This is a genomic window from Nocardia sp. NPDC049737 (genome assembly GCF_040674755.1).
GTDB lineage: Bacteria > Actinomycetota > Actinomycetes > Mycobacteriales > Mycobacteriaceae > Nocardia.
In genome coordinates, this window is the sequence record NZ_JBFANH010000022.1 from 131,883 (window position 1) to 151,194 (window position 19,312).

20 protein-coding genes are annotated in these 19,312 nt (G+C 61.4%); 11 read left to right on the forward strand and 9 right to left on the reverse strand.

What is annotated here, in order from left to right:
- Window positions 1-211: 211 nt before the first annotated feature.
- Complete coding sequence (locus AB0J47_RS27565) at window positions 212-2,128, forward strand: TerD family protein (protein WP_364351972.1); 1,917 nt, start codon at window positions 212-214, stop codon at window positions 2,126-2,128.
- A gap of 205 nt (window positions 2,129-2,333) precedes the next feature.
- On the opposite strand, the gene AB0J47_RS27570 is transcribed toward AB0J47_RS27565, so the two are convergent.
- Window positions 2,334-2,570 (reverse strand): hypothetical protein, encoded by a 237-nt coding sequence (locus AB0J47_RS27570; RefSeq protein WP_364351975.1) that lies wholly within the window; start codon window positions 2,568-2,570, stop codon window positions 2,334-2,336.
- 622 nt (window positions 2,571-3,192) lie between these two features.
- Between AB0J47_RS27570 and AB0J47_RS27575 the strand changes: the two genes are divergently transcribed.
- Entirely contained in the window at window positions 3,193-4,155 is a 963-nt protein-coding gene (locus tag AB0J47_RS27575) for a hypothetical protein (protein ID WP_364351978.1), read from the forward strand.
- Between the two features lie 214 nt (window positions 4,156-4,369).
- Here the strand turns inward: AB0J47_RS27575 and AB0J47_RS27580 are convergent, their stop codons facing one another.
- Window positions 4,370-5,668 carry a competence protein CoiA family protein gene (locus tag AB0J47_RS27580; protein WP_364352071.1) on the reverse strand — a complete coding sequence of 433 codons (1,299 nt, stop codon included), beginning with the start codon at window positions 5,666-5,668 and terminating at the stop codon, window positions 4,370-4,372.
- 728 nt (window positions 5,669-6,396) lie between these two features.
- Between AB0J47_RS27580 and AB0J47_RS27585 the strand changes: the two genes are divergently transcribed.
- On the forward strand, window positions 6,397-6,996 hold the full coding sequence (locus tag AB0J47_RS27585; protein WP_364351981.1) for a hypothetical protein: 600 nt from the start codon (window positions 6,397-6,399) through the stop codon (window positions 6,994-6,996).
- Window positions 6,997-7,630: 634 nt separating this feature from the next.
- Window positions 7,631-9,418 (forward strand): AAA family ATPase, encoded by a 1,788-nt coding sequence (locus tag AB0J47_RS27590; protein ID WP_364351984.1) that lies wholly within the window; start codon window positions 7,631-7,633, stop codon window positions 9,416-9,418.
- Window positions 9,419-9,505: 87 nt separating this feature from the next.
- Here AB0J47_RS27590 and AB0J47_RS27595 read toward each other — a convergent pair whose 3' ends face one another.
- Complete coding sequence (locus tag AB0J47_RS27595) at window positions 9,506-9,709, reverse strand: alpha/beta hydrolase (protein WP_364351987.1); 204 nt, start codon at window positions 9,707-9,709, stop codon at window positions 9,506-9,508.
- The gene (locus AB0J47_RS27600; RefSeq protein WP_364351990.1) at window positions 9,697-10,296 is read right to left on the reverse strand and encodes an alpha/beta fold hydrolase; all 600 of its coding nucleotides are present in this window, start codon (window positions 10,294-10,296) and stop codon (window positions 9,697-9,699) included. The genes AB0J47_RS27595 and AB0J47_RS27600 overlap by 13 nt, the downstream gene beginning before the upstream one ends.
- A 134-nt stretch (window positions 10,297-10,430) precedes the next feature.
- On the opposite strand from AB0J47_RS27600, the gene AB0J47_RS27605 reads away from it, so the two are divergent.
- Window positions 10,431-10,814 carry a GFA family protein gene (locus AB0J47_RS27605; RefSeq protein WP_364351993.1) on the forward strand — a complete coding sequence of 128 codons (384 nt, stop codon included), beginning with the start codon at window positions 10,431-10,433 and terminating at the stop codon, window positions 10,812-10,814.
- A gap of 150 nt (window positions 10,815-10,964) precedes the next feature.
- Here the strand turns inward: AB0J47_RS27605 and AB0J47_RS27610 are convergent, their stop codons facing one another.
- The 4 genes from AB0J47_RS27610 to AB0J47_RS27625 all read right to left on the reverse strand — a co-directional run bounded on the left by AB0J47_RS27610 (window position 10,965) and on the right by AB0J47_RS27625 (window position 14,385).
- A complete protein-coding gene (locus tag AB0J47_RS27610) occupies window positions 10,965-11,771 on the reverse strand; it encodes a class I tRNA ligase family protein (protein ID WP_364351996.1) in 807 nt (268 codons plus the stop codon).
- A gap of 77 nt (window positions 11,772-11,848) precedes the next feature.
- On the reverse strand, window positions 11,849-12,313 hold the full coding sequence (locus tag AB0J47_RS27615) for an NUDIX domain-containing protein (RefSeq protein WP_364351999.1): 465 nt from the start codon (window positions 12,311-12,313) through the stop codon (window positions 11,849-11,851).
- Window positions 12,314-12,335: 22 nt separating this feature from the next.
- Window positions 12,336-14,048 carry a ribonucleotide reductase N-terminal alpha domain-containing protein gene (locus AB0J47_RS27620; protein ID WP_364352002.1) on the reverse strand — a complete coding sequence of 571 codons (1,713 nt, stop codon included), beginning with the start codon at window positions 14,046-14,048 and terminating at the stop codon, window positions 12,336-12,338.
- Window positions 14,049-14,172: 124 nt separating this feature from the next.
- Window positions 14,173-14,385 (reverse strand): hypothetical protein, encoded by a 213-nt coding sequence (locus AB0J47_RS27625; RefSeq protein WP_364352005.1) that lies wholly within the window; start codon window positions 14,383-14,385, stop codon window positions 14,173-14,175.
- Window positions 14,386-14,817: 432 nt separating this feature from the next.
- On the opposite strand from AB0J47_RS27625, the gene AB0J47_RS27630 reads away from it, so the two are divergent.
- Genes AB0J47_RS27630 through AB0J47_RS27640 form a run of 3 tightly spaced genes read left to right on the forward strand, consistent with a single transcriptional unit; the run spans window position 14,818 to window position 16,381 of the window.
- Window positions 14,818-15,018 carry a hypothetical protein gene (locus AB0J47_RS27630; protein ID WP_364352008.1) on the forward strand — a complete coding sequence of 67 codons (201 nt, stop codon included), beginning with the start codon at window positions 14,818-14,820 and terminating at the stop codon, window positions 15,016-15,018.
- A complete protein-coding gene (locus tag AB0J47_RS27635) occupies window positions 15,015-15,554 on the forward strand; it encodes a DUF6879 family protein (RefSeq protein WP_364352011.1) in 540 nt (179 codons plus the stop codon). The genes AB0J47_RS27630 and AB0J47_RS27635 overlap by 4 nt, the downstream gene beginning before the upstream one ends.
- Window positions 15,551-16,381, forward strand: coding sequence for a helix-turn-helix transcriptional regulator (locus AB0J47_RS27640; RefSeq protein WP_364352014.1), 831 nt, complete (start codon window positions 15,551-15,553; stop codon window positions 16,379-16,381). Before AB0J47_RS27635 ends, AB0J47_RS27640 begins: the two co-directional genes overlap by 4 nt.
- A gap of 47 nt (window positions 16,382-16,428) precedes the next feature.
- Here the strand turns inward: AB0J47_RS27640 and AB0J47_RS27645 are convergent, their stop codons facing one another.
- Complete coding sequence (locus AB0J47_RS27645) at window positions 16,429-17,664, reverse strand: helix-turn-helix transcriptional regulator (RefSeq protein ID WP_364352017.1); 1,236 nt, start codon at window positions 17,662-17,664, stop codon at window positions 16,429-16,431.
- A 529-nt stretch (window positions 17,665-18,193) separates the two neighbouring features.
- Between AB0J47_RS27645 and AB0J47_RS27650 the strand changes: the two genes are divergently transcribed.
- From AB0J47_RS27650 to AB0J47_RS27660, 3 genes are all read left to right on the forward strand, one after another.
- Window positions 18,194-18,796 (forward strand): hypothetical protein, encoded by a 603-nt coding sequence (locus tag AB0J47_RS27650; RefSeq protein ID WP_364352020.1) that lies wholly within the window; start codon window positions 18,194-18,196, stop codon window positions 18,794-18,796.
- Between the two features lie 6 nt (window positions 18,797-18,802).
- Entirely contained in the window at window positions 18,803-19,018 is a 216-nt protein-coding gene (locus AB0J47_RS27655) for a hypothetical protein (RefSeq protein WP_364352023.1), read from the forward strand.
- Between the two features lie 74 nt (window positions 19,019-19,092).
- Complete coding sequence (locus AB0J47_RS27660) at window positions 19,093-19,221, forward strand: hypothetical protein (protein WP_364352026.1); 129 nt, start codon at window positions 19,093-19,095, stop codon at window positions 19,219-19,221.
- The last annotated feature ends 91 nt before the right edge of the window (window positions 19,222-19,312 follow it).

Below are 19,312 nucleotides of genomic sequence, written 5' to 3' on the forward strand. Positions count from 1 at the left end.
CAAGCCGGGATACTGGTGGAAGCGAGTTTCGCGAAAGCGGCTGGTGGGGAAGCGCGCACGTGAGGCACCGTGGAGCCGCCAAATTCGGCAGCTGGGCCGCACTTGGGATGTAACGGGTCGTCTTCGGTGCCGAAAACCATCGCAAGACTGCCGATGAGTTGGCGGTCGGGGCGCGGTTCGGGGCAGTCTGGTTGGAGATAGGTGGGAATCTGTGAGCGCTTCGCTGTACAAGGGGCAGAATGTGTCGCTGCCGAATGGTGTCGGTCGCATCGAGGTCATCCTGGGGTGGGCGGAGGGGGAGATCGAGGTGGATGCCTCGGCTCTGCTGCTCGGGCCGGATGGGAAGGTCAGTTCCGACCGCGATTTTGTCTTCTACAATGAGCCGGCATCGTCGGATGGTTCTGTGCGATTTCTGGGCACGCGCGTGATTGGGGCGGGCGCCCAAGCGCGGATCGCGATCGACTGCCCTGCCGTTCCGGAGACCGTGGAGCGGGTGGCGCTCGTCGGTAGCCTTGCCGTGGGCAATTTCGGGGCGCTCGGAAAAGTTTCGTTTCGTGTCGTCGACGGGGCCGGGCACACGCTGGCCGAGTACACCACGGATGATGCCAGCACCGAGTCTGCGTTCCACTTCGGCGAGGTGTACCGCCGCAACGGCCAATGGAAGGTCCGGGCGGTGGGGCAGGGCTGGGATTCCGGCTTAGCCGGTCTGGCAAGGGATTTCGGAGTTGACGTCGACGACGATCCGGCACCGATCGCCGCGGTGGGGCCTGTGAACTCGAGTCCGGCGGTGGCATACCCAGCCGGATCCTCGTATCGGCTGTGGGGACAGGCACGGACATATTGCGACTACGAGCTGAACGTCGAGGAAGAATTTCTCCCGGCGATCCGCAGCTTGTTTCCGCCCGACTTTACCGACGGAAGTGAAACGCTACGTCCTGACGTCCAATTGATTTCCGAGCCGGACGGGCCGCGGGGTCAGTGGGCGATATCGGTTCGTACCGGGGGCCGAACGATCGGTTACCTCGGCGCCGATGACGCACCGCAGTGGGCTGGAGTGCTCCGGCGCATCCTGGCATCAGGATTAATCCCTACCACATCCAGCCGGATATGGGCACGTGAGTACGAGGGCTGGGATGGTGACGACTTCAGCGCGTACGTGCAGATCGCCCTCGGTAAACCTAGCGAAGCGATACCGGCGAATGAGCCACCGGCGGTGCCGTACACGATGCTGCCGCGGTCGACGATCGTGCAGGTAACCAGGGAACACGACTATTTCGACGTTCTTCGGAAACATGTGCCTGCCCAAGGGTACGGCCTGATGTTTGTTACCCTCCACGAGAATGTGCCAGACTCCGGTCGTTCCAAACCTCACGTCGAGGTCCGAATCGACAATGAGCGGGTCGGTCAGCTGACCCCGCAGATGAGCCAGCGTTTTCTTCCAATGATCCAGCACCTGGATGGCCGAGAACTCGTCACTGCGTGCTGGGCCGACATCACTGGCTCGGCTGTCGCTGCCAAGGTCCGGATCGACGGAATCAAAGCCAATGAGGCAACGGACGAGGTGTTGAACGGGCCACCGGTCACGATTCCCGCCCTGCTGCCTGAATTGATGGACCCCCTCGCATACGACATGAGCTTCATGCGGGCACACTTGCGCCCACTTCCCTTGGTACGAGCCGTATCTCGACCGATACCTGCCGAGCCACCGAATGGAGCACTGGTTCGTTTCAACAGAAGTAGGTACACCTTCATTGCCGTTCGGCAAGGAGACGTTTGGGAGACGACATCAACGCAGACCGGGGCTGCGATCGACGAGGCAATGTCGTGGAGTGCCTTGGCATCACGGGTGCGCAAGTTCGAAATCGCCACCGCGTGGGCGCCGGTCGATCGGCGCGGGGACGCACGGGTCCGCGCATCCCTCGCGGTCGTTCGGTTCAGCATCGGCGGCAGATATCTTGCGGCCCTCAACATCTCATCCAACGGAACCGAAGAAGGCGACTGGTACACGACGATCACCGAACGAGCCGGACGTCATCTTCCGTTCGGCAGCTACGCGGACTGGTCGGATATCGCGCAGCACGGCAAGCAGATCCAGGTGGTGACCGCATGGGCACCGCTCCCTGACTGAATGCCGTCACTGCACGGACGCGGGCCGCTCACGGCCACAGACATCGGGCAGAACATTGAGCGCGGCACAGCGGAAATTATGAGTCATTTCGCCAACTTCAGTCGTTGCTGTGTTTGTGGTGAAAGGCCAATGGGATGCTTGCGATTCATCGACGCACACGACCGTGTTCGATTGGTGTGATCACCCGGAGGTGCTGGCGCACGCTTCACGAGGAATGGTGGCCGCGATAGTGTTCGGGGTCCCTGATCCGGCAACCAGTCCTCGCCGTCTGGCGGCCCATACTTGGGCGGTCCACCATGGCGACGAGCCGGTGGCGTTCGTCGGTGGTGACGTCGTTGCCGAGTGGGTTACGCCCGAACAGTTCTACCCAGCCCGACCCCTCAGTGGAGATGCCGGGACTGCTGATGACGATATCGACGCTGGTCCCGATCCTCACTGCCATGCGTACAGCGCCGATCCTTCGAGACCGGCGGCGTCCGGACGGCACCGAACGCCTCGTGAACGGCTTCCTTGATCATTGCGGTGCTCCTGAAGATCTGCTTCTCCCCAGCGCGGCCCGCTTGTCGCTCAGCTTCGCGATGCGCGAATCCAGATGCGCCGAAACTTGATCAGTGCCCTCGTCCCGTTCGTCGGCAGCTATTTCCTAAAGTGTCGTCAGACTCTTGCGATGATTGTCCTGGATATAGGTGAGCAGGTTGCGGTGCCGGCCTTCGGGGAAGTCCTACCGGTGTTCCTTGCGGCAGCGGGCAGGAAGTCGAGAAGGGGCAGACGTGTAGTGGTCATGCCATTGAATTTGGTTGTCGCGGTGTGGGTTTCAGCGAGAATCGAAGGTACCGGTACTCGGCAGGACACACAAACATGGACAACCGGGAAACACCTGGTCATCATGGGTACGTACCGGATCTGAGTGCCACGGTGTCCTACGCCTATTGGGCTGCCGCGTGATCGCGGACGGTGATTGTTCGGGGATGGTGGGCATCGCGCGGGCGCGGTGGAGCTGTCGGCGGTAGCCGACGGGCGGCGATGGTGCACTCTTGTCCAGTTTCGCGTAGGAGGATGAGACCATGACGGCGGTCGAGAATGCGTTCAGATGGGCTCGCATCCAAGCCGTTCGGCACATGGCCGCGTGCGACCAGACCGGCCTGCGGTGGAGCGAGACGACAATCACCGAGCTCGTGACAGCTCATACCTCCCGAGCAGTCACCGTCGTTCCGTTTACGCAGCGAGCCGAAGCTCTCAGTGGCGCTGACTGGGTCTGGTGGTGGGTGGACGGCGCGGATGCGTACGGGATGCTCGTCCAGGCGAAGCGCGTGACCGTGGCGAGGAGCAGGTGGAACTTCGACTTCGGCTACAGAGCGAGGGGCGCGGCGCGCTCGCAACGTGAGCTACCTCGTTCCACTGCTGCGGCGCTGGGACTCCTACCTGTTTATGCCCTTTACCTTGGGACAGGTGACTACCGGAGGTGGGAGCGTTGCTCGGACGTTCACCGGAGCGGGCGCTGCCTCCATTGCGTCAAGCGTGCTGTCTCCCTGATGCCTGCGCTGCTTGCAGATGAACTGTTTGTGAGTGACGCGGCGTCGACCTATGGGTGGTCTGTGGCACTGGAGGACTTGTGGACACGCCCCACGGCGAGCGCACCGCTAATACCGGCGCTCAAGAAGCAGCTCGTACCAGAACTCTCGGACTTCCTACAGAATCGACAGGACGGAACACGAGCAGTCGCCCGTTCGATGATCGACCGGGTGTTGAGTGCTCGCTCCGGGCAGTTCAGCGCAGTATCGACGAGTGTCGCAAGCGAGCACTACGGCAACCACGACCAGCTTGGACCGGTCTTCGGCGACGTCCCCGACGACACCGGGCACTGGGGACTAAGGTACTTCGAGCACACGCTCAACCCTCTGCGGCACACGCCGCCCGGCTACGTCCTTGAGATCACCACGGGCGACTTCAATGAGGACCGCTTGGCATCGAACATGCCGGGCAACGTCGCAGGCATCGTCGTGGTGCGAGTGCCGCAACACGAGTGAGTAGCAGCGGGTAGCCAGCCGAAAGCCCGGGGGGCTTCAATCCTCCCGAAGGTCATGACTTCGAATTCGATTGTCGCGGTGCAAGTTTCATCGAGCGTGGCCTGCCCGGGGATGGGGCACTCCCGCTTGCTCGGCCATAGCATCGGCCTGCATCCGAAGTGATGCCACAAGGGAGTGACCCGAGTTGCGAGCCTGGTGTGACAGCGGGTTCGAGTTAGAAGAGGGGGAGTTGGTCTGGGTTGGTGGTTTGGCCGCGTGTGGTTGATCGGGTACGGGTGGTCGCCTTGGGCGATGTAGGAAGTCGAGACGTTGGTGCATTCAGCTCGGGGCGGGTGTGGAGTGGCCGGTTTGGTGCCTGTGGCGACTGACGGTTGTCTCGTAGTGGCGTGAATCGCGGCGTGCATGTCGGAATGTCGGCGAGAGTGCTCTGTGATGAAACGGTGAGGCCACAGTTGATGCATTGCACAAGTTGATGTTTCGCGCACGGACGCCGGAGGCGTGGTGCGTCTTGGTATGTGGGGAGGTGGCCAACCTTCATGAAGTGGTTTTGGAGTGCGATCCAAGTCAGGTGCGCGAGTGCATGTGCGTCGATGACTGAGCGAGGTGCTGTGGGGGAGGCGACGCTCTCAGCGGACGCGGCGGACGCGGCGGGTCGCGTGCGTGGTAGAAGGGCATGTTCGTTCCGGTCGTTATCTTGTTGCCGGAGCATGAGGGTTCGGTTGTGTGCGCGTGAGAGTTCCGCGGCCAGCGACTCTTGCAGTGCTGTGGGGATCTCGATGCCGTGCGGGGTCAGGGTGAGCTCGTCCAGGGAGTACTGGTGGGGTATCAGTTCGTCGTGGATACATGGAGGCAGGTGCGGGACTCGGTGGGCGATGTCGTCCGGAGCTGGTGGTTCGGGCCACAACGTTCGATGTGGTGCGCCAACCATGAGGGTGACGGATCGCTGGTCTGGGTCGAAGGCCCATAGTTGCTGTTGGTGGTTGGGATCGCTGAGGACGATCCGGTGTGGTCGGCTGGCGGGGTGCCACAGCCAGATGTCGACTACGCCGTTGTGGCGGTAGTCGCGGTGCCGGTTGGTCCATTCGGTATCGGTCAGGGGATAGCCCTGGATCTCGATGGCGACCTCGCGCTCGTCGGCGAACACGACACGGACATCGGCACGGCGTTCGTGGTTGGGCAGCCATACCTCGGTTCGGACGTCGACCACGCCGGGCTGTCTTCGCGCCCATGTGACCAGTGTCGATTTGCTGGTCAGGTGCCACATGGTTTCGGGGTTGTGTCGACCGTCGGGCGGCGCGCAGCCTGATGGGTGGGCGAAGTGCGGTCGGCGTTGGCCGCCCACGCGGGATCTGACGACGACGGGAACCCTGCTGCCGCGTTCGGCATGGCAGAGAGCGCACACGAGCGTCCGGTCACCTGCGATGCTCTTGTTTCTGAGTTCATGCGTGCGCGGGTCGGTCGGATCCGTTGGCATGCAGACGTATTGGCCGCGCGCCAGATCGAGCGCGACCATTATTTCGTTGGAGGAACCCAACTCGAAACACCCCTGTCGAATAGGACGTCGAGCCTTCCGGCGATGACCGGAGGGCTGAGACGGGCCGCGCTATTCGAAGAGATTTAAGGGTTCGGCTGAGGTGAGTGCAAGGAGCCTGAATCGGCTGGAGTATCAGTACGAGTATGTATCGCCGAGTGAGTACGAGAGTTGAGTTGTGCATGCGGTGCGGTCCGTACTGACAGGGTAGGGCTACTCGGGGGTGCTTGTCGACATCGGTTGTGGGCGGACTCATTTCGGCAACAGGACTGTGGATGCCCGCTCACGTCGGGGTGGAGCACGGCATAGTTGGTAGATGGGGGATCAACAGGAACACCGATCGACAATGTCGATGCCTGAGGCGCGCAGAATCGACACCGATCCACCGGTTCGTGTCCGTGCCGAGGACATTCCGACACATCAGCGGACGTGGTCCAGCGGTGTGTTGCGTTGCGGACTGTGAGGCGGTCGTGCAGGCGGTGTATCCGCCGCCGAAGGAACGGTCGCGGCCGCAGCGGCCCTACTTCCGTCGCAAGCCAGAACGCGGCGGCGGTAATCAACATGCCCGGAACTGCTACTACAACGTTGGCGAGAGGATCCGGGTGATACGCGACAGCAGCGGCGAGGCGCTGGTGCGTGACCGATCCACCGATGGACGCCCACGGTACCGGTTGGTGGTTCCGGAAGCGTTCGGGCCAGCCGACCCCCGCGTGAGCGTCGGCGGCGGCAGCCAAGTAGTAGTCGAGAGACTGACCACGGTTCTCAACACTGCCGCGAAAATCGCTGCGCTGCTGGAAGACTACGCAGCCCGCGGTGCTGACCCCAACATCGAGTGGATTGCCGAATGTCGGGGCGAACGCGTGGAGTGGCTGAACTTCCTCTACGTGCCACAGCGAATCTGGGTACTGCGCAACCGACTACCGGTGGACGGCTCGGACCTGACGCACCCGGTCGCGGTGATTTTTCTCGCGCAACAGAAGAAGACCACTCTGGGCAGACCATTCTTGTGGGGTATACCGCTGGTGAGCTATCGCTCAGCGACGTACGCCTTGCCGCCAGAGCCGACGCAACCGAGGTCGGAGAAGCTGTTCGTGTCCGGTGATCATCAGCTGCTACAGCATGCCTTCGCCGATGGGCTGGGGAAGTACTACATCGGATACGGCATGTGGAAGCGTGTCAGCTACCGCGAACCGAACCCACCGCGACTGACACTGGAAATGGACAACGCGGCCCAAATTGCACGGATTCCCGACGACATCGGCAGCGTGGCACCATCACGGTGGAAAGACTGGCGTCGTACTTCTTCGTGATCAGTAGCTGGCGTCCCGCACCAGCCATACCTGCGGCGCTCCCGCGTGGATTCGCCAGAGTCGGGAACCGTGTTGCTAACGTGATACAGCCCGCGATACAACAGGTTCCGACGCTATTGTCGGGGGACGGGCCTGTGCTGCCAATCGAGCTGGCCGCCGCCGCGCTGGTTCGGCGATCAGGTGAGCTGGGCGTGCCGGGCGGTGTCGATCCGGATAGCAATGGTTATTTCCTTGCCGGTACCGTCGGGTGTGGACATAGCTCGTCCTCGGTGCGACCGGTTGGTTAACGGTTGCTGCGCTGACGGGCACGGTCACCGGACACCGACGCCCAGGATGGGGTGGCGAGCCGGACCGCACCGCGAGGACGTCGTGGTTTCATGAAGAACAGCAACCAATCACGATGGTGGCCGTTAGCGACTCAAACGTCCGAACGGGCGACGGGGGACCAATGAGATGTACGACCAGGCCTTGATCGGCGAGGCAGGACACCCACGTAGGTACCGGGCGCGGAGACTGCTGATGTGTTGCGGAATGCACAATCCGAGATGGCAGGCTCCTCCATCGCTGGCATTAGTAACGCCGAATCTGGCTGTCCGATAACAGTCCGAACGAGGTGCACCTGTGAGGAGGGGGCATGGATAGTTTTGCGGGATTCGGCATAAAAGGCTTTAAAAGCTTCGGCGGCGATTCCGTCGAGCTTATAGGTCCGATGGATCAGATTCATTTGCTGGTGGGCAAGAACAACGTCGGTAAGTCTAATGCTCTCCATACTATGAGGGACGTTGTTTCCTCTTTTCGTACGAAAGTAGGGCGTAGTTCCAATATTGGCGCAACTGTCCTATTCGACCCTGTCAGTCTACCTCGTAACCAGGCGCCAGACTCGCCGCGGGTTGTGAGTATCGGCCTCAAGATGAGCGAAGAAATATTTGAGCCCTTTGCCGGCTATCTGGAAGCTGAGCAGAACCGATACTTGCAGGCCGATATTGTGAGTCTGTTTCGTACCGAGGCGTATAGTCGAGGCTGTCCAAACACGGTATGGCTCGATTTTATCATTACACCTAACCCATCGGCTTCGAATTCTGTTTCCGTAACCTTGTCCGAAGATCAGTTCATGCTCGGTCTATCCCAGACTTCCGGGCCCGGCATCGACGCCTGGCTCAACCGAACGGTTCAAGCCCTTCATCTCGACCGTAGCACTCCATTCGCCCATCTGGGGGAGCTTGTTAGCTTGATGCCTTTCGAATGGATCATTCCTCGTGTGAAGTGGATTGACGCAATTCGCGAACTAAGGGTCAATGATGATCCAGAGAGCCCGGACCCATGGAGGAACGGCCGCGGTCTAGTCAAGGAGATTGCGAAGCTCCAGAGTCCGGAAGATGACGTCTACGACGATTTTGAGGCTCGGTTCGATTGGCTGAACGATTTTCTGCAGGCTATCTTTGACGATGGACGGGCGCGGCTTCAAGTACCTGATTCGAAGTCGGACATCTTCCTTCACCTGCGCGGAACTCGTATGTCGGTGCGTAGACTTGGCACAGGCATCAGCGAGCTGGTAGTACTGGCTGCCACTGCGGCCTGCACCACGGGACATCTCATCTGCATCGAAGAACCTGAGGTGCATCTCCACCCGGCGTTGCAGCGGCGACTTATCAAGTACCTGGCCGAAGATACGGAGAACAGGTATCTCATCTCTACACACTCAGCTGCAATACTTGATGCGCAAGTCGCCTCTATTTCGCACATAACTATGGGTGATGACGGGTGGAGTCACCTTAGCCCGGTCGTGTCTAGGCATGGCCTTTTCGCGGCCGTGTCGGATCTCGGGAATAAGGCGTCGGATATTGTTCAGTCGAACTTCATTATCTGGGTTGAGGGTGCAGCCGACCGCATCTATATCAGCCACTGGTTGAAGAAGTTTGCTCCGAGCTTGATCGAGGGGGTTCATTACTCGATCATGTTTTATGGCGGATCTATGTTGAATCATTTGACGGCTGATGACTTGGAGGTGGACGAATTTATTCAACTCGCGATGATCAATCGGAATCTGGCGATCGTGATTGACTCCGATAGGGAGAGCCCTGACGATGATCTAAATGATACGAAGCGACGCATACTGGATGAGTTGAAAAGCGTTGAGGCGCAAGGTTGGGTGACCGAAGGGTATACGATAGAGAATTATGTTCCGCGTGACATTCTGGAGTCAGTGATCGCCGAGAAATATCCGAATCAGACATACCAGGTGCCGCAGAGCTTGTACCTCTCGCCGCTGGGCAATAAGTTTGCGGGTAAGGGTTATTATCCTAGCAAAGTGACTGTCGCTCGGGCAGTTGTCGATAGAGATATTTCTGTACAAGCGTGGTCAGAAAATCTTCAGCAGGAAGTTCGCAAGCTTGCGGAGAATATCGAGCTGGCCAACCGGTAGCCTGATGCCAGCACGCCGAACAGCGGGTTCCCCGACGATGGCGGATTCGCCGAGCCGGCCGGATCGGCGCATACAGCTGCGAGAGCCTCACGCCCGGCACGACATCGACTGTTCGAGCATCCAGTCGATGGTCGTGCTGATCGCTTGGTCTTCGCGTGCTCGGGAGTCGAATCCGTGGTCTGCCCCGGCGATCGTGTGCAGCGTGGTGTGTGATCGTGATCGCGCGGCTTGGGCGGCGACGTCATACGACACTGCGGTGTCGTGGTCGCCGTGCACGATCAGCGTCGGCACGTCTGCGGCATGGAAGTCATCCAGCGGCTGGTAGTGCGCGAACTCGGCGAACAGGACACGACCGAGCTGGAACTCACCGTCAACGAGCAGAAAATCGTTGTCGGCCAGATGTTTCTGCCCGGCAGCGCCGAAATTTCCTCGCCCCACGCCAACTCCGGAACCAGAAATGTGCGCAGATCCAGTACCGGGTTCCACAGCACCAGCCGATACAGATCGTCGAGCCACGACAGCGACAGGGCCGTCGACACGGCACCGAAGCTGGCCGCCACAATCGACATTCGCTGCCCGGCGAATCGCTCGCGGACTGCGGTCACTGCGGCCTGCAGATCCAGGCATTCACCGGCGATCGTCACCCCCTGCTGCGTCCCACCGCTCGCACCGTGCCCTCGGAAGGAGAACCGCACGACATCGAACCCCTGCAACACCAACTGCTGCGCCAACCGGACAAACATCCCCCCCACCTCATCCATGTCCACCGTGATGCCGTGCACCAACAGCACCACTCCTAGTGTGGGCTCGACTGTGCAGTGGTGGACCGCGAAGTCCAGCCGGATACCGTCCACAGAACTCAATTCGAGGCGTTGCACAGGTCAGCTCCCGTTCACTCGGCCGCCCAGCTGGGCGTGCTGATGTACGCTTGCCGCGTCCGTTCCTCGGCCGAAACGCAAGGTCGTCAATTCGCTTTTGTCGCAATGTAATTCGAACGAGAGGGGTAAGTCTGATGTATGAGGGTGGCTGTCTGTGCGGCCGGCTCCGGTTCCGTGCCGATGCGGAGCCGATTTGGCCGCACTTGTGCTCGTGCCCGCACTGCCAGAAGCTTGCCGGCGGTCCGGTCGCCGCCTGGGTCGATTTCCCCTTCGAGAGGTTCGAATGGACCGGCGACGGCGGCGAACCGACCTGGTACAACACATACCCGACCACCAAGCGCGGGTTCTGTCCCACCTGCGGCTCGCTCGTCGCCGCGATCGACGACGGTGGTGCTTTCATGGGCATCACCATGATGGCGTTGGATGACTACAGCGGCCTGACCCCAGTTCACCAGGGCTCCAAAGACAACGCTGTGGCGTGGCTGCCCACAATCGAAACCATCGACGCCGGTGCCTAATCCAGACGGTCGCCGCGCCGGGTGTGTTTGCTCGGCGCGGCGATTCGCGCGCCACCGGGATCACGTAGTGGCGTGCATTTACGTCTCCAGTGCAGCGTGTCGGTGAATTTGGGAGGCGCTGCGTTCGATGGGGACGCGGCTGACACTGGCCTACTGCTGCAGGAGCTCGAGTTGGCGTCGGATCCGCTGAGCATCCTGTTGCGCGGTCTGCTGGCGAGCGCGGATTCCTTCAACGACATTGGCGGGTGCCTTGGCCAGGAACCCTTCGTTGCCGAGTTTCTTTGCCGCAGTATCCAGCTCCTTCTCGGCGGCCATGAGGGCTTTCTGCAAGCGACGTCGTTCGGCTTCAACGTCGATAGCCTGTGAAAGGTCGAGACTTACTCGTGCTTGGCCGATCGGCAACGTCGCCGTCGCGCTGAACCCCTCCGTGGCAGGTTCGAGCCGCAGCAGTTGCCGAATCGCGGACTCGTGCGCCGCCAATGCAGATGTGAGCTCGAGCTTGGCAGGTACACGCTGGCTCGTGCGCACCCCCTGGTCGGAGCGGAAACGACGAACTTCGGTGACGAGCTCTTGCAGCTCGGCGATTTCGGATTCTGCGTCGCGGTCGCGATAGCCGGGATCTGTTGGCCAGGAAGCGATGACGACGGATTCCTGCCCGGTGAGGGTGGTCCAGAGCTTGTCGGTGACGAACGGGACGATGGGATGCAGCAGGCGGAGAAGGCTGTCCAGAACATGTCCGAGGACCCGGCATGAGGCGTCGGCTGCTGCGCCACCTGCGGAGTAGGTCGTCTTGGAAAGCTCGAGGTACCAGTCGAACACTTCGTCCCACGCGAAGTGATACAGCAACTCGGAAAGATTGGCGAACTGGTAGTCATCGAACAGTACGTCTGCTTCGGCTATGACGGGCGAGGCATCGGGCGCGATCGCACGCGGCCAGCCGAAACCGAGACCTTCCATGGCTGCGATTTCGGGAACATCCGGGCGTACGCGGATGTGCTGGCTCGGTGTGAAGCAGTTCAATGATGTATTGACGGCTACAGCCTCGTGAGTCCTTCACCCTTCTTCACCAGCTTGCCGATCTGCGTCGCCCACTGAACAGCAGCCGGTATGGTGTCAATCTTCGGCTCGAATGAATCCAGCTCGCCTACAGGCACCCAGGCGTAGTCCGAGTACTCCTCGTCCAGTTCGATGTCGCCGCCTTCGTACTCAGCGTAGAAGTGCGGCAGGATCATGCTGTTGCCGTCCTTCTTCTTGAAAAGGACGTTGTACGAGAGGTTTTCGGCGATTGCGATGATGGCCGCCTTGCCGATCTCCTCTTCCTTCTCGCGACGGATCGCATCCAGGATGGAGCCGTCGGTGGTCTCCATCTTCCCGCCGATGAGGGAGTAGACGCCGTCGTAGTCGGCTTCTCCCTTGCGCCGAGCCAGCAGGACGCTGTCGGTCGCGGGGTCGATGACCACGAGCTTCTGACAGTACTGAAAGTGAGTGGTGTCGCTCATGCGGCTGTGTCCAATTCCTTTCTTACCGCAGCTTCTTCGGTTGGGTAGTGCGGCTGCCGTCCACGTATACCGTGATTCCGCTCAAGTTTGCCTGGTAGCCAGCGATATAGGCGGCCTTGACGTCGTCGGCCGTGGAACCGGCCGGGAGGTTGATCGTCTTGGCGATGGCCTCATCGGTGTAGCGTTGCAGCGCGGCGGCCATGGCAACGTGGCCGTTCGTGCTGATGCTCGGTGCCGAGCCGAGGAGCTGCCGGACCGGCGCCGACTGCGTGGCGTGGTCGGCATAGATCGACTGGCCGTACTTCATCCACACGATTTTCTCGAGTTGATTGAGGACCGCATCGTTCGCGGCGAAGGTATCGAAATGCGGTTCCACCCCGGTGGAGGCGTCGATGACCAGGGCGCTGCGGCCGGTTGGCGGCAAGGCGATCGTTGAGACGTTGCGGAGCATGCCGGTCGCAGCAATGTGCCGGGACAGCGTGCACCATTCTTCGGCCGCTACGGCGCCGGAGGTCAGGCCTCCGTAGAGCCTCTCAATATGTCCTGGCTGCCCGCGGTGACGGTTGCCCACAACCATCGTCCGCATCGCACCGCACGGACCGCGCGTCTCGGCCAAGCGGACGGAAGCTTCCTTGGACGCGAAGTTGATGAACGACAGTATGTCGGCCATCAGGTCGCGGGCCGGAGCCGAATCGTAGTGCAGGCCGACGATGCTGAGGGCGTCGGCGACGCCGCAGAGGCCGATGCCGATCTTGCGTTTCTGATGCGAGATATATTGTGCCCGTGGCCCGTTCAGGTTCTGCTCGCTGACCGCAAGGCAGTTGTCCAGTGCGCGGGTCATCAGGGCGGTGGTCTGTTCGAGCCTCGCGAAGTCAGCGACGGGCTGGCCCGCGCTGTCGGTCGAGACGAACTTGCCGACGTTGAGGTAGCCAAACTGGCACGTCTCGCCCGCGATCAGTCCCACCTCGGCGCACGGCGCCGTGGTTGTGTACGCCCCCATCCCTGGAATTGGGTTGCGTGTGTTCATCCGATCGAGGAATACCACGCCAGGATCAGCACACGCCGCCGCTGCAACGCAGAGATCATCGAATAGGCGACCGGCATCAGCCCGGTGACCGTCCTCCAGCTCGACATGATCGCCATCATGGACCGCCATCATGAACGCGCTGTCGAGGTCGACAGAGATGTTGAACTTCCAATCGGTGGCACCAGAGGCGGCGTCGGCTTTGGCGGTGATGAACTCGTGAATCTTCGGGTGCCGGACACTGAGGATCGCCATGTTGCCGACGGGCCGGTCTTCCCGGCCGGACGTCGCGCTGTCGACCGCCACCTGGTTGAGAAACCGCAGTGTGACCACGGGATCCTTGGTCGTGTCGAGATTGAACCCGGTCCCCATGCCCTGCTCGTGAAGGACGACGACTTCCTCGCGTAACCGCTGTGCCTCGGACGAGCCGATGTCCACAGTCGGCACCGCGCACGCGGTAAGCGGCCGGTCAGCGTAGCGGCCCGCATTCGTCATGATCGGCGTGCTCATGACGATTTCCCGACTGTCGAAGGCAGATTCGAATTCGGCGGCAAAGGTCTCGGCTTGGCGCTGGCCGCAGGACGCCGCGTCTTGCTGTGCCAGACAGCGTGTTACGCGCTCGACCATGGCCGCTGGCGTCTCCTCTGGGCCGATAATCCTACCGCTTCGAAGGATGTGCTCAGCCGATGCGGACGGGTGAAAGCGAGACATGATCAGCTCATTTCAATGACGCGAGCGCTTTTGGTTTGAGGTCTGAAGGCAGCACGCAGTAACTCGCGACAGCCGCGGGGCGTCTGTGGGAGTGCGGTACTGCGCGGGTTATTTCGGTGTGCGACTAGGCGGCATCAGGCGGACCGGTCACGGTCACCAGGCCCCAGCGTGTGGCCTCTCCGGTAGCGGAGGCGAACTCCTCGACGCTATTCACCACTCGGCCTTCGGTCAGATCAACGCCGAATGACGCGAGGGCAACACCGGTTACCTCAGCGATCATGGAGTGTGCGGTGGCCTCGATCGCCTTCTTGTGCTCGACCAGGACCCATCGGTTCACGGCCGGCACATGGACCACCCACCGGATACCGCAGCAATGCACCTTCACCAGGTACTGACGCACAGCCGTTCACTCCCCTCGCAGCAGGTGGTGGGCACTCGGCACCAAGAAGATGCAAGCCAATTGTGCTGTCCCGAGCAGGCTTTCACCGGTGCCGAGCGCCTGATCATCGACGGTAGAAGGCCAGCTCAACGGGCTGCCAGGCTTTTGCTCGGATTTGCTTCGGGCATGCCTGGACCATTGACCGGCCGCCCCGTGACGAGCCACGATGACGACGTTCGAGCAAATTCGCGCATCATCAGATCAAGGACGGTCGCCATGCGTTTACGATGCCTCGGTGTTGGCAGTCAGAACGGAACGTGCCCAACGCTTTTCGCGTCCGATCAGGGAACGTATGTCATCCAGGGATGGCGTACCGGACCGGACGGCTCCGTGATCGAGATCCCGCACATGCTGCTGGGCTTCCTGGAGACCGGCACCTGCCTGGGGACGTCGCTCACGGATACCGGGCGCGGAACGTTCACGCTCAGCGGCACCCCCGTAACGGACCTGGAAGCCCTGCAACGGATGGAGTTGCCCGATCACGAAACAGCCATCGAAGTGCCGATCGGAAAGGAAATCCGGCCCGTATGAAGCTGATCCAGGGCGAGGACTTTGTCGACCTCTTCCGCACCGGTGCGTGGAAGCGGGCCTTCCACCTGGAAACTCAGGACGAATACCTCGTCGCCGATGAGCACGAGCCATTCCGCAAGTTCCTCGCCGGAGAACCCGACGACTACGAATGGTGCCGTTCGTGGGATGACCTGATCCGCGACGTCACCAGTCTCGGCAAGCAAGTGCACCGGGTGCGGCTGGTCAGCGTGCCGCACGTGGACTACACCCGGTTCGGCCTCACCATCGCCCCGCTGAACATCGAAGCGGGTGAAGAGATCAAGTGGCTCCCGCGGCCCCTGATCGACCCAGCTGAGCTGACCAGTGATGACTACTGGTTGTTCGATGACCGGCTGGTCGTGTTCGTCACCTTCAAAGACGATGGTGACTTCGGCGGGTTCGCCGTCACCGAAGATCCGGTGATCGCGGCTCACCTCGTGGCCATTCGCGACAAGGTGTGGGGTCTCGGCATCCCGCACGCTGACTATGTGGGAAGCGACTACGCTGCTGCCAAGTGACCAGCTCCAGCGTTCGTGATGCCAGAGAGGCATTAGGCTTCCGTCTTCGGGAGCTACGCAAAGACGCGGGCCTCTCTGGCGTCCAGCTGGCCGAGCTGGCGGGGTGGCACTCCTCCAAAGTTTCGAAGATCGAGAGCGGCAAGCAGGCGCCGACCGAAGCCGACATTCGTATCTGGTGCCGCCACTGCAAAGCCAGAGAGCAGATACCCGATCTGATCGCCACCCTGCGCAACGTCGAAGCCGCCTACGTCGAGTGGAAACGAATCGCTGGCATCCGGCGCAAGCAGCAACAACTGCACACCTTGGAAGAGGACACGCGGCTGACGCGCTGGTTCGAGCCGGTCATCATGCCGGGCCTGCTTCAAACCCCGGATTACATGCGCGCCATGCTCACCAAGGTCGCTGCGTTCTACGCTCACGACGAACCCGTTGACGACGGCATCACTGCTCGGCTGGAACGGCAGCAAGTCCTTCGGCACGGCAACCACCGCTTCAATTTCGTTCTCGCCGAACAAGTTCTCTACACCACCGTCGGCTCGGACGACGTGATGATCGACCAGCTCGACCACTTGCTCAGTGTGATGCGTCTGCCGAACGTGGTGGTGAGCATCATCCCGGCGATGTCCGACTACCAGGTGCCGACAACGAACTTCGCCATCTTCGACCGCAAGGTGGCCCACGTCGAAACGATCTCGGCTGAGCTGACTATCACGCAACCGCGGGAACTGGTGCTGTACGAGCAGGTTTTCCAGACGCTGCTGAACCAAGCGGTCGTTGGTGAAGCGGCTCGGGTGCTCATCGGCAAGGCAATGGGACGGCGGCAGTGACAGTCCACTGGCGGACCGTGACCCCCGCCCTTGATAGTCCTGAAAGGTCAGCGGCTGGCCGCCAGCCCGAGAAGCTCACGAACCTCCGGCACCGTCGCATGCGGATGAATCTCCTGCACGACGCTGTCGATAGTGGACTGCAGTCGCGTCGACGCGACACTGTTGATCTGGTCGAAGTGGTCGATCAGGATCTGGCAGCCGTCTGCGATCTCACCGCCTTGAATGTGGTTCTCGGCCAACTTGATACGCCACCCGACATTCTCCCGTGGCCATGACGTCGTGCCGTCGACTGCCTCTTGCAAATAGGCCGTCGCGGTGCGATGGTCACCGATCCGCATGTACGACCAGCCGGTCATGCCGGCCAGGGCCGCTGGTGGCAGATACACCCAGTCCGGATCGTGACCACGACCCGATTCGTAGGCACGGTGCGCTCGGCTGATGGCATTCGTCATCGCGCTTGCGTCGCCCGTCGCACTGTGGGCGCCTGCTTCGTAGATAGCACCCAAGGCGCGCACTCTCGGCCCACCGTCGCGACGCGCGGCGGTTTGCGCGGCGTCGGCCAGATTGACCCCGTCTCTGGGACGCGCCTCCCTCGAGGGTTTCGACGGGCCGAAGCCACCTTGGAAGCTCTGCATACTGGCGTTGAGCAGGGCATGGGATGCCGCGAGCCCGTCACCTGCCGCAGCTGCGGTCTGTGCCGCTTCCGCGTAGTAGCGTCGTGCTTGGTCCAAGCGGCCAGCGTCGTAATGAACCCATCCGGCAGCCGTCATCATCTCGGCGGCGGCACTGGTGAGCTGACGACCGATGGCCTCGCTGTAGCTGGCGGCACTCAGCAGCTGCTCGACGTACCGAACTTCGTTGGCAGCGAGGCGACACAGCCGATCACCGCCAACGAGCAGATCAAGCTCATGGATCTGGTTTGTACTGGTGTTGATCTCAGCGATATCGGCGGCACCGACATGGATGGTTCCTGTGGATGAAGCTGCTGCAACGGCTTGTCCTGTGGCACCGACAGTCGTGGCGGTTCCGGCGCCGAATGCGCTGGCTCGTAGGAAATTGCGACGATTCACGTCTGCCTCCTCGTCCGACTCCACTACCAGTATGGCAAGCGGAACGTGAAGCGCCTTGGCAATTCGTCGCAGGACCCGTACGTCGTGCACGGCGGCACCATCGTGTTCAAGCTGCGAAATAACGGGCTGGGTGTAGCCGAGGATGGCTCCCAGCTCGGTTTGGGTCATCCCGAGTGATTTACGAACTCGGCGGATGACCTCGCCGGTTGTCATGTGCATCCTGCTGTCTCCGCTCTTAAATGAACGTACATTTGCAAGATCGGCTAAACGCTCGGGACCCGTTGCCGGTCAAGGGTTTTCGTCCCTGACGGCACCATATACGGTTTTCCGAATATTTTAGAGGTTTCGCCTATTTGCGCCGGTCAACGGCCAAAAACCACCTTACGGTCGGGACCGCACCCGGCACCGGGACGACGCCTTCAGCCCCCCGGGCAGGCGCACCGGTCGCCGGAGAGGCTGGCAGACCGGTGGCTACGAGCCCTCGGTGCCGGGTGCATCTCCAATCCCGCTACGAACCGAGGTCCGACATGCACACCCTGGCCATGCACCAGACAATCGCGATGACCGAGGAGGAAACCCACTCCGCGCCTGAGATTCCGTTCAGCGTCGACCGAGCCCACCTTGTCGTGCAGTTCCACATTGCCTGTCGCGCAATGTGCTGCCCGCGCAAGGCTGCCGCACTCCAGGCTCTCGCTGAGGCCGGCCGCTTGGTGCCGTCCACGACGCATCAGCGGTGAGCCGGATGAACCCACTGCCCGAACAGGGCGGATCAGAGGATCGCCCGTCTGGCACCAGCGACTCGGAGTCCGGTGTCGAAATCCCGGAGTGGGCTCCAATTGAGCCGCTTCCGTCGAGCGAGATGGTCCTCGCTGCTTTCGTGGGCATGGTGCCGGTAACGGCGACTGACATCCTCGATCCGGCTGGAGAGTTTGTTGAATGCCAACGCCAGTACCGGTTGGCGCTCGACGTGCTCAGCCAGACGGGTGCAGCTGCCGAACAGTTGAAAGAAGCTGCCGCAGAGCTTGTCTCGGCGAGGTCGGATATCGAGATGCTGATCATGGTCATCGACGAGTCGGTGGCCGACCGGCAGTTGCAGCGTCGGAAGGACAAGTTGCGCGTGCGGCCGGTGATACCTCGTGCCGGAAGCGCGCCGAACGGCGTTATGCATACGGAGTCGGTCGGAATGATCGCTGCCCGGATGGCCGATTTGTGGGAGAGGTTGGTCGCGAAGGCATCGGACCTGGACGAACTGCCGGAGGCTTACCAGGTGTGCGAGTTGTGTGCGGCCTATGACGTTTTCGCGGCCGAGATCGAATCTGGCCGACGCCTGCCGCCAGGGTTGTGATCCACCATGCGCCCGGCAAACCCACCGCGCCGCATCCGGCACATTCACATCGAGTCCGGCGCGTTGAAGCTGGATTACCAGGCCTCGGCCGAGCAAGCGCAGAACGTGGCTGACGCGTTGATGGGCAACGGCTACTCGGAGTTGAAGCTGCGAATCACCGTCGACGACAACGTCACCGACGATCTGCCTGCACTTCCCTGCGCCGAGCTGTGGGAAGAGTAATGCCGCCCCCAGACCCATTGCCGCACAGAACATTTGTCCATGCAGATAGCAAGCTGGCTGAATTCATGTGCCAGGTGTCCTTGCTGGAGTTGACGGTTGAACGCGCTCGAGAGCTGCGGCGCATCCACCGTTTTGATCATCCGGACGAGTGCATTGTGCATCTCGAGGCGGCGTATCTGCTGCTGATCGAGGACGGCTCCTGAATGACGGCATCACTCGTTTGGCTCCTCGGGCCTACCTCGGTGATCTTCACGGCGGTGCTGAGTTACCGGGTTGGTGCCTACTGGGATTCGG

What these genes read in the sequence shown, in the direction of transcription:
- AB0J47_RS27605 (WP_364351993.1), top strand. Translation starts at nt 10,431, where the DNA reads ATGTATGAGGGTGGCTGTCTGTGCGGCCGGCTCCGGTTCCGTGCCGAT.
- AB0J47_RS27620 (WP_364352002.1), bottom strand. Translation starts at nt 14,048, where the DNA reads ATGTCTCGCTTTCACCCGTCCGCATCGGCTGAGCACATCCTTCGAAGC.
- AB0J47_RS27575 (WP_364351978.1), top strand. Translation starts at nt 3,193, where the DNA reads ATGACGGCGGTCGAGAATGCGTTCAGATGGGCTCGCATCCAAGCCGTT.
- AB0J47_RS27580 (WP_364352071.1), bottom strand. Translation starts at nt 5,668, where the DNA reads ATGGTCGCGCTCGATCTGGCGCGCGGCCAATACGTCTGCATGCCAACG.
- AB0J47_RS27650 (WP_364352020.1), top strand. Translation starts at nt 18,194, where the DNA reads ATGAACCCACTGCCCGAACAGGGCGGATCAGAGGATCGCCCGTCTGGC.
- AB0J47_RS27610 (WP_364351996.1), bottom strand. Translation starts at nt 11,771, where the DNA reads ATGGAAGGTCTCGGTTTCGGCTGGCCGCGTGCGATCGCGCCCGATGCC.
- AB0J47_RS27570 (WP_364351975.1), bottom strand. Translation starts at nt 2,570, where the DNA reads ATGGCAGTGAGGATCGGGACCAGCGTCGATATCGTCATCAGCAGTCCC.
- AB0J47_RS27615 (WP_364351999.1), bottom strand. Translation starts at nt 12,313, where the DNA reads ATGAGCGACACCACTCACTTTCAGTACTGTCAGAAGCTCGTGGTCATC.
- AB0J47_RS27655 (WP_364352023.1), top strand. Translation starts at nt 18,803, where the DNA reads ATGCGCCCGGCAAACCCACCGCGCCGCATCCGGCACATTCACATCGAG.
- AB0J47_RS27635 (WP_364352011.1), top strand. Translation starts at nt 15,015, where the DNA reads ATGAAGCTGATCCAGGGCGAGGACTTTGTCGACCTCTTCCGCACCGGT.
- AB0J47_RS27645 (WP_364352017.1), bottom strand. Translation starts at nt 17,664, where the DNA reads ATGACAACCGGCGAGGTCATCCGCCGAGTTCGTAAATCACTCGGGATG.
- AB0J47_RS27590 (WP_364351984.1), top strand. Translation starts at nt 7,631, where the DNA reads ATGGATAGTTTTGCGGGATTCGGCATAAAAGGCTTTAAAAGCTTCGGC.